Below are 6,369 nucleotides of genomic sequence, written 5' to 3' on the forward strand. Positions count from 1 at the left end.
CGCGCGGCATCGATCCACCGCTGCAGGCCGGCAGCGCGGTCACCCGCGCCGCATAGCCGGCCGCCTCCGGCGACAGCGCCGGCGCATACGTGTTGAAGCGCATCACGACCGGCGCATACATCGCATCGGCGATCCCGAATTCGCCGAACAGGAACGGCCCGCCCGACGCCTCGATGCATTCGCTCCACAGCGCGTCGATGCGCGCGACGTCGGCGAGCGCATCGGGCGTCGCGCCGCGCCCCGGCATCGACGCGCGGATGCTCATGCCCATCTGCGTGCGCAGCGCCGCGAAGCCCGAATGCATTTCGGCGGACACGCAGCGCGCATGCGCGCGCGAGAGCGGGTCGGCCGGCCACATCGGGAATTGCGGATAGCGCTCGGCGAGCGTCTCGGCGATCGCGAGCGAATCCCAGATCGCCAAGCCGTGATCGTCGACGAGGCACGGCACCTTGCCGGTCGGCGAGTATTCGCGGATGCGCGCGGCCGTGTCGTCGCGACGCAGCTCGACCACGATCTCGTCGAACGGGATGCCGAAATGCGCGAGCAGCAGCCACGGCCGCATCGACCACGACGAGTAGTTCTTGTCTCCAATGACGAGCTTCATGACGGGGTTCCGGAAAATGCGAAAAAGGAAAAGAAAGGCGCCGACCGGCGGCACCCCGCGGGTATTAGCGACGCGAGCGGAACCAGTCGAACCGCGAGCGCGTCGTCGCTTCGCCGAGATACGCGGGCGCAATGCTTTCGAGACTCGCGGGCGAGAGCCCGAGTTCCGGCGCGAGCGGCCCCGACAGCACGTTCGGCACCGACATCGTCGCGAGATTGTCGCGCGTGAGCACCGGCTCGCCCGGCAGGCATTCGAACACGCTCGCCTGCAGCCGCGCAAGCACGTCGGGCAGCCGCACGATGCGTGCCTGCCGGCCGACCAGCGTGCCGCAGTAGCGCACCAGTTGCTCGAGCGTGTAGACGGTCGGGCCGCCGAGTTCGTAGGTCTTGCCGTGCGCGCCGACGAGATCGAGCGTGTTGACGAACGCGCGCACGACGTCGCCGACGAACACCGGCTGGAAGCGCGCGTCGGGCATCGCGAGCGGCAGCACGGGTACCGTGCGCTGCAGGTTCGCGAACGTGTTGAGGAATGCGTCGCCGGGGCCGAACACGACCGACGGACGGAAGATCGTCAGCGCGAGCGAATCGGTGGCCGCGACCGCATGCAGCGCGGCTTCGCCGTCGCCCTTCGAGCGCTGGTACATGCTCGCGCCGTGCGAATCGGCGCCGAGCGCGCTCATGTGCAGCAGGCGCCGCACGCCGACCTCGCTGCAGGCGGTCGCCAGCGCGGCCGGCAGCGCGACGTGCGCGCGCTCGAAGCCCGGCCCGTACGGCGTGCCACGGCCGCCGTGCAGCACGCCGACCAGGTTGATCGCCGCGTGCGCGCCGGCGACGAAGCGTGCGAGCGTGCGCGTATCGAGCGCGTCGAGCTCGACGATGTCGACCGGCAGCATCTGCAGGTGGCGCGCGTGGTCGCGCCGCCGCGTACCGATCCGCACGTGCTTGCCGGCATCGATCAGCGCACTGACGAGCCGGCTGCCGATGAAGCCGGTGCCGCCCAGCAGCGCGACGGTCTGGCGATCCATTGTTCGAGTCCTAAAAAGAACACTGCCGCGTCTCGCGCGGCAGTTCGTGTATCAGGGCGAGATCATGCCTAGACGTTTCTTCAACGACTGCGGTTTGCCCTCGAAGAGCGCCGCGTAGTAGACGGTATTCGACAGCACGTTCTTCACGTAGTCGCGCGTCTCGTTGAACGGAATCGTCTCCGCGAAGATCGCGCCTTCGACCGGCTGCGTCAACACCTGGCGCCACTGGCGCGGCCGGCCCGGGCCCGCGTTGTAGCCGGCGGTGGCGAGCACCGGCGAGCTGTCGAAGTTGTTGTAGATGTCCGCCAGATACCAGGTGCCGAGCTGGATGTTGGTGTCGATGTCATGCATCTGCGCACGCGAGATCGTGCCCATGCCGAGCTTCTTCGCGACCATCTGGGCCGTCGCCGGCATCAGCTGCATCAGGCCGCCCGCGCCCACCGACGAACGCGCGCTGATGATGAAGCGCGATTCCTGGCGGATCAGCCCGTACGCCCACTCGACGTCGAGGCCCGTCGACTGCGCGTAGCGCTCGACGGTCGTGCGGTACGGCGACGGATAGCGCAGCGTGAAGTCGTGCTCGGCCTTCGTGCGGTCGGCCGTGTTGACCGTGCGGTCGAGCAGCTCGACGCGCTTGCCGTATTCGGCGGCCGCGAGCAGCTGGCGATCGGTCATCCCGCGCAGCGGCCAGTTCCATTCGCGATTGCCTTCGAGGCGCAGGTTCAGCGCATAGAAGCGCTGCGCGAGCGCGAAGCCCGGAATCTTGCCCATCGCGTCGATCTCGGCGTCGCTCACCTTCGTGCGCGGCGGGATCGTCGTGCGCTGGCCGAGCTCTTCGCCGGCCAACTGCCCGTAGAAGTTGAACTGGCCCGCGACCTGCTCGAATTCCTGGTTCGCCTGCAGCGTGTCGCCGCTCTGCTTGAGCGCGCGCGCGTGCCAGTAGATCCACGCCGGATCGTTGCGCAGCGACGGCGGCATCTGCTCGATCGACCAGCGCACCATCGGCCAGTTGCCGGCGAGCAGCGCGGCGCGCGTGCGCCATTCGTAGCCCGGGTTCGACAGCGGCGCGTTCGCCGACTTCGCATACCAGACCGACGCCATCGGCGAGCGCTTGATCGCGCCCTGGTAGCCGATCGCGCCCCACGCGATCGCCTGTTCCTGCTTGGTCAGCGAAGGCGCGACCGTCGTCAGCATCCCGGCGGCCGCGTCCGGATCGTTGCGCGCCATGCGGCCGAGCGCGATCAGCGCGAGCTGATGCGACGCGGCGTCAGGCCCGACGCCGCGCGCGAGATACAGCGGCGGCGCGCTCGTCGCCTGGTCGAAGCCAACGGGGCGCGGGCCGAGCGCGTCGACGATCTTGCCGCCGAGCGTCGTGTAGTTCTGCTCGTACGCGAGGCGCGCCTGCTGCCACACGTCGTCGCTCGTGAACTGCTGATTGACGGTGAGCGCGGTGATCAGGTCGACGCACGCATCGCCGTAGTTCTTCGGCTCGACGAGCAGCGCGCGCGCCGCATCGGCGACGTTCTCGTTGCGCGCCGCGCGCGATTCGAGCGCATAGCACTTGACCTGCGTGTCGTCGTCGAGCACGAAGCGCTTGTACTGGTCGTCGAAATTGCGCCAGTCGTGGCGCGCGCCGAGCACGAGCAGGTAGTCGTTGCGCAGGCGATCGGCGATCGCCTGGCCATCGTAGCGCTGCAGGAACGACTGCACGGGCGCGTCCGGCGCATCGACGCGCGCGCGGCCCGTCGAATCGAACAGCTGCGGCTTGATCTGGAAATACTCGACGTAGGACGGCACCGGATAGTTCGGGATCATCGACGCGAGCTGCGCGGCCTTCGCGGCGTCGTTGCGGCGTGCGGCTTCGCGAAGCTGCACGAAGATCTGGTCATCCCCGGCGAGCGTGTCGTCGTTCGGTGCGGCACATGCGGCCGTGCCCGCGACGAGCGCGGCGGCGGAAAGCGCCAGCGCGACCGCGCGATATACTCGGAAAAGGCTGTTCGACATCGTTTTGAATGGAGCACGAAGTGAGCGAAAGCATAGCACGCAACCCTGTGCCGAACCCGAAGGTTGCGCTGCGCAAAACGCTGTCCGGCGCCCGTCGCGACGCCGCGTCGCAACCCGCCGCGAACGCCGCGCTCGACGCGCGGCTGCGCACGTTGCTCGACCGTCTGGCGCCGCGCACGGTCGGGTTCTACTGGCCGCTGCCGGGCGAATTCGATGCGCGCGACGCGGTGCTCGCATGGTGTGCGGCGGGCGCCGGCCGGTGCGCCGCGCTGCCGGTGATCGGCGAACGTCACACGCCGCTCGCCTTCCATGCATGGGATGCGCACACGCCGATGCGCGAAGGTCATCACCGGATTCCCGAACCCACGTCGGGAATCGTCGTCGTGCCCGATCTTTTGCTGATTCCCTGCGTGGGATTCGATGCGCAGCGCTACCGGCTCGGCTACGGCGGCGGCTACTACGACCGCACGCTCGCTGCCTGGCCGGGCGACACGCTGCCCGTGACGGTCGGCATCGCGTACGAAGCGTGCCGCGTCGATGCGCTGCCGGCCGAAGCGCACGATCTCGCGTTGCGCTGGATCGTCACCGACGGTGCGCTTTACCCGGCCGCCGAATGATGACGTGGGCGGCGCCGCGATCGTCGCGGCTTGCCGCGAGCGTGTCGCGGCGACCGACCGTTTCCGCGATCGTTTACAGTGACGCCGCCGCCCGCGCGGCCGTGTCGTAGAGGCCCGATGCGTGGCGCAGCAACTGCGCCGCGTCGCCGATCTGCTCGTTGGTGAGGCCGCTGTCCTTCAGCGTCTCGATCAGGCAATGCTCGCGGACCTCGCGGTACTTCAGGCACAGGTCGCGGCCCGCGTCGGTCGCGAAGAAGAACACTTCCTTGCCGTTCTTCTCGCTCTTCACATAGCCGCGGGCGATCAGTTTTTTCAGCGCATAGGTCGCGACGTGCGTATCCTCGATATTGAGCACGAAGCAGATGTCGGCGAGTTTCTTCTTGCGTTCGCGATGGCTGACGTGATGCAACAGCGAGACCTCGACCGCCGTCATGTCCTTCGCGCCCGCCGCCGACATGCAGCGCACCATCCAGCGGTTGAACGCGTTGCCGGCCATGATGAGCCCGTATTCGAGCTCCGACAGCTCCGCGCTCGAATCGGAAACGAGGTGTTCGGATGACACGATCTTGGTCGCAGGACGCTTCATGGAAAGGCGGCGCAAGCCGGATGACAGGATGTGCCCGAGTGTACGCCAGAAGCCCCGGCCTACGAGCTAGGCGAAAACGCTTATTGAGAAGTTGTCGATATTTTATTGACAATGTGCGCTAACATTGCCGTCCGAACCGTGCCAGTCCGATGACGCAACCCCGCATTTATCCGCTCGGCGATGCCGCCCTCGTCTGCGAGGTGCCGCCGCCCGCCACGCTCGATTGCCAGCGCCGCGTCTGGGCCGTGGCCGAGGCCGCGCGCGCGTGGCCCGACGTGATCGACGTCGTCCCCGGCATGAACAACCTGACCATCGTGTTCGACGCGCTCGCCGCGACGGCCGACTCGCTCACGCCCGCGCTGCGCGACGCGTGGGAAACCGCCGACGTCGAGCACGCGGACGGCCGCGAGGTCGAGATCCCGGTCGAGTACGGCGGGGCCGCCGGCCCCGACCTGGCGGCCGTCGCCGCCCACACGGGCCTGTCGGCCGACGAGGTCGTCGCGCGCCACGCGGCCGGCGCCTACGTCGTGTTCTTCGTCGGGTTCCAGCCGGGCTTCGCGTATCTGGGCGGCCTCGACGCCGCGCTGCACATGCCGCGCCGCGCGGCGCCGCGCCTCGAGGTGCCGGCCGGCTCGGTCGGCATCGGCGGCGCGCAGACCGGCATCTACCCGGCCACGTCGCCCGGCGGCTGGCAACTGATCGGCCGCACGTCGCAGGTGCTGTTCGATCCGGCGCGGCCGCAGCCGACGCTGCTGCTGCCCGGCGACCGCGTGCGCTTCACCATTGCGGGAGTCGACGCACGATGACCCAGAGCAACGCACCGGGCACCATCGAGGTCGTGCGGGCCGGCCCGCTGTCGACCGTGCAGGATCTCGGCCGCCGCGGCACGCGCCATCTCGGCGTCGCGCAGGGCGGCGCACTCGACGGCCTCGCGCTCGAAGTCGGCAACCGGCTGGTCGGCAACCGCCCCGACGCGGCGGCCGTCGAAATCACGATCGGCCCCGCCACGTTCCGCTTCACGCGCGCCACGCGCATCGCGATCACCGGCACCGAGTTCGGCGCGACGCTCGACGGCCAGCCCGTGCATTCGTGGTGGAGCCTGCCGGTCGGCGCCGGGCAGACGCTCGTGCTGCCGGCCGCGAAACGCGGCATGCGCGGCTACCTGTGCATCGCGGGCGGTATCGACGTGCTGCCGATGCTCGGCTCGCGCAGCACCGATCTCGCGTCGCGCTTCGGCGGCCTCGGCGGCCGCACGTTGCGCGACGGCGACCGGCTTCCGGTCGGCGTGCCGCCGGCCGGCGCGGGCTGCCTCGCGGCCGATGCGCCCGAATTCGGCGTGAAGGCGCCGGCGTGGTGCGCGTTCGTGCGCGTCGACGAGCCGCCGCGCCGTCACCGCCCCGTGCATGCGCCGTGGGCGATGCCCGTGCGCGTGCTGCCGGGCCCCGATTACGCGTCGTTCGCGGCCGATTCGCAGCAGGCGTTCTGGGATGAGGAATGGCTCGTCACCGCGAACAGCAACCGGATGGGCTATCGG

6 protein-coding genes and 1 pseudogene are annotated in these 6,369 nt (G+C 69.4%); 3 read left to right on the plus strand and 4 right to left on the minus strand.

Annotated features, from left to right (window positions below):
- The 3 genes and pseudogenes from JMF90_RS19065 to JMF90_RS19075 all read right to left on the minus strand — a co-directional run.
- Positions 1 to 604: pseudogene (locus JMF90_RS19065) on the minus strand (glutathione S-transferase family protein); the annotation flags it as partial.
- Positions 605 to 668: 64 nt separating this feature from the next.
- Positions 669 to 1,628, minus strand: coding sequence for a complex I NDUFA9 subunit family protein (locus JMF90_RS19070; protein WP_201317036.1), 960 nt, complete (start codon positions 1,626 to 1,628; stop codon positions 669 to 671).
- A 51-nt stretch (positions 1,629 to 1,679) separates the two neighbouring features.
- The gene (locus tag JMF90_RS19075) at positions 1,680 to 3,632 is read right to left on the minus strand and encodes a lytic transglycosylase domain-containing protein (protein ID WP_034174350.1); all 1,953 of its coding nucleotides are present in this window, start codon (positions 3,630 to 3,632) and stop codon (positions 1,680 to 1,682) included.
- 8 nt (positions 3,633 to 3,640) lie between these two features.
- On the opposite strand from JMF90_RS19075, the gene JMF90_RS19080 reads away from it, so the two are divergent.
- Positions 3,641 to 4,249, plus strand: a complete 609-nt coding sequence (locus tag JMF90_RS19080) for a 5-formyltetrahydrofolate cyclo-ligase (RefSeq protein ID WP_125380953.1) — start codon at positions 3,641 to 3,643, stop codon at positions 4,247 to 4,249.
- 73 nt (positions 4,250 to 4,322) lie between these two features.
- On the opposite strand, the gene JMF90_RS19085 is transcribed toward JMF90_RS19080, so the two are convergent.
- Positions 4,323 to 4,835 (minus strand): winged helix DNA-binding protein, encoded by a 513-nt coding sequence (locus JMF90_RS19085; protein WP_006483173.1) that lies wholly within the window; start codon positions 4,833 to 4,835, stop codon positions 4,323 to 4,325.
- A gap of 149 nt (positions 4,836 to 4,984) precedes the next feature.
- Here JMF90_RS19085 and pxpB point away from each other — a divergent pair, with 149 nt between their 5' ends.
- A complete protein-coding gene (gene pxpB / locus JMF90_RS19090) occupies positions 4,985 to 5,641 on the plus strand; it encodes a 5-oxoprolinase subunit PxpB (RefSeq protein WP_006477548.1) in 657 nt (218 codons plus the stop codon).
- Positions 5,638 to 6,369, plus strand: a 732-nt coding sequence (locus JMF90_RS19095) for a biotin-dependent carboxyltransferase family protein (protein WP_201325317.1), incomplete at its 3' end; no start/stop codon positions are given. The genes pxpB and JMF90_RS19095, both read left to right, overlap by 4 nt.

It is taken from the genome of Burkholderia sp. E168m23, assembly GCF_016586125.1.
Classification (GTDB): Bacteria; Pseudomonadota; Gammaproteobacteria; order Burkholderiales; family Burkholderiaceae; genus Burkholderia; species Burkholderia orbicola.